Source organism: Streptomyces sp. NPDC054841 (assembly GCF_053611045.1).
Genome location: NZ_JBSGZO010000787.1, coordinates 1 through 2,328, shown reverse-complemented (window position 1 = coordinate 2,328; position 2,328 = coordinate 1). Strand labels below are relative to the sequence as shown.

General features: G+C 73.9%; 1 protein-coding gene and 1 tRNA gene. Both read left to right on the top strand.

The features are described from left to right. Nucleotides 1–189 precede the first annotated feature (189 nt). The gene (locus ACWGI8_RS43205) at nucleotides 190–2,127 is read left to right on the top strand and encodes a sel1 repeat family protein (protein WP_453668978.1); all 1,938 of its coding nucleotides are present in this window, start codon (nucleotides 190–192) and stop codon (nucleotides 2,125–2,127) included. Nucleotides 2,128–2,222: 95 nt separating this feature from the next. Beyond that, nucleotides 2,223–2,296: transfer RNA gene (locus tag ACWGI8_RS43200), tRNA-Met, on the top strand. Nucleotides 2,297–2,328: the final 32 nt, after the last annotated feature.

Genomic DNA, 2,328 nt, shown 5'->3' with positions numbered 1-2,328 from the left:
GGATCCGGGCCCTCGACGTGTGTCGTGAACCGACGCTTTCGAAGTGTGAGCCGGGTGGGGCGAGTTGAGGACGGCGGGTTGGGGTGAGGCGTGTTTGACTTATCTCTCTGTGGGCATGTCGACAAAACGCTGAAGTGACCTCACTGGCTGCGGTATACCAGGTGTACGCGGGTTGCAGGTGGTGCGACGATGGAATTTATGGGGGACAGGGCAACTCTGTTGGAGACAGGGCGGTTTGTGCAGCAGCACGCCGGGACCGTGACAGGCGCGGTGGGCGTGGCCGATGCGATGGGCGTCGACGCCGTGGAGCCGCTCGACTGCGTGGGCCCTGCCGAGCCCGCGGGCCCCGTGGATTCGGACGCGGAGACCGAGGCCGGACACCGTCGCGCCGCCGACGCCGGTGACATCGCGTCGATGAGCGTTCTCGGGGCGCTGCTGCTGCGCCGCGGTGACCTCGACGGCGCGGAGCCGCATCTGCGGGCGGCGACCGCGGAGGGCGACCGCGCCGCCGCGAACAACCTGGGTGTGCTGCTGCACCAGCGTGGCTACGCCGACGAGGCGGCCGGCTGGTGGCGCATCGCCGCCGTCGCCGGCTCCGCGGCCGCGGCGCACGCGCTGGGCAGACACTTCCGGGAGCGCGGCGACGAGCCCGCCGCCGAGTACTGGCTGCGGCAGTCCGCCGAGCAGGGTCATGCGCTGGGGGCCTACGCACTGGCGGATCTGCTGGAGCACCGAAGCGAGCCGGGTGCGGAGCGCTGGCTGCGGGCCGCCGCGGAGCAGGGCCACCGCGAGGCGGCCTACCGCCTGGCCCGCGCGCTGGAACGCCATGTGCTGTCCCTCGACGTACCTGACGTACCTGACGTAGCCGACGGGGCCGCCGGTGCGCCCGGTACGGCCGACACCTCCGGTGGGCGCGGCGCCCTGCGGGAGGCCGAGCAGTGGTACCGGCAGGCCGCCGCGCGGGGACATCGGCGTGCCGCGCTGCATCTCGGGGGCATCCTCGAGCGGCGGGGCGAGCTGAAGGAGGCCGGGCGGTGGTACCTCACGTCCGCGAAGGACGGCGAGGCGCGAGCCGCCTGCGCCCTGGGGTTCCTGCTGCGGGACGCCGGGGACGAGGAGAGCGCCGCCGTGTGGTGGCTGCGCGCCGCGCAGGACGGCGATGGCAACGCTGCCAATGCGCTCGGTGCGCTGCACGCTGCACGCGGTGAGCAGCAGTCCGCCGAGCGCTGGTACCGGGCCGCCATGGACGCCGGAGACGTCAACGGCGCGTACAACCTCGGCCTGCTCTGCGCGGCTCAGGACCGCACGGCCCAGGCCGAGCAGTGGTACCGCCGCGCCGCCTACGCCGGGCACCGCGAGGCCGCCAACGCGCTCGCCGTGCTGCTCCTCCAGGCCGGCGACGCGTCCGGTGCCGAGCCCTGGTTCTCCAAGGCCGCCGAGGCAGGCAGCGTGGACGCCGCGTTCAACCTGGGCATTCTCTACGCGGGCCGGGACGACGACCGTACGGCCCTGCGCTGGTACGAGCGCGCTGCCGCGGCCGGGCACACCGAGGCCGCGCTCCAGGTGGGCATGGCCTGCCTGCGGGACGGCGAGGAGCAGGAGGCCGAGCGTCATCTGCGGTGCGCCGCGGGCAGCGGCAGCGCCGAGGGGGCCTTCCGGCTGGCGACGCTGCTCGACGCCCGCCAGGCCCCGACCGGCCAGCCCGCGCTCGGTGAGCCGGTGAACGAGAAGAGCGAGTGCGAGGAGTGGTACGAGCGCGCCGCCGAGCAGGGCCACCGGCGCGCCCAGGTGCGCGTCGGCATGCTCGCTGCCGCCCGTGGTGACATCTCCGACGCCGCTCGCTGGTACCGGGAGGCGGCCGAGGCGGGCAGCCGCAACGGCGCGTTCAACCTGGGGCTGCTGCTCGCCCGCGACGGCAATGAGCGAGAGGCCGCGCTCTGGTGGGCCCGGGCCGCCCGCGCCGGGCACGGCCGCGCGGCGCTCCGCCTCGCCCTGCTCGCTGCCCGCAGGGGCGAGCTCGCGGAGGGCCAGCGCTGGTGCGCCCGCGCCGTGGAGCTCGGTCCGGCCGAGGTCGCCGAGCGGGCCGAGGCGCTGCGCCAGGCCCTCCACCAGGAGCTCACGGCGTGACGCACCGCTGCTGCGGCGAGCGTACGTGTGACGAACGGGCGAACGGTTATCGATTTGCTCTGGTCCTCGCGGTGACGTACTGTTGGGTTCACCGACGCGGGGTGGAGCAGCTCGGTAGCTCGCTGGGCTCATAACCCAGAGGTCGCAGGTTCAAATCCTGTCCCCGCTACTGAAGCCCGAAGGCCCGGATCCATAAGGATC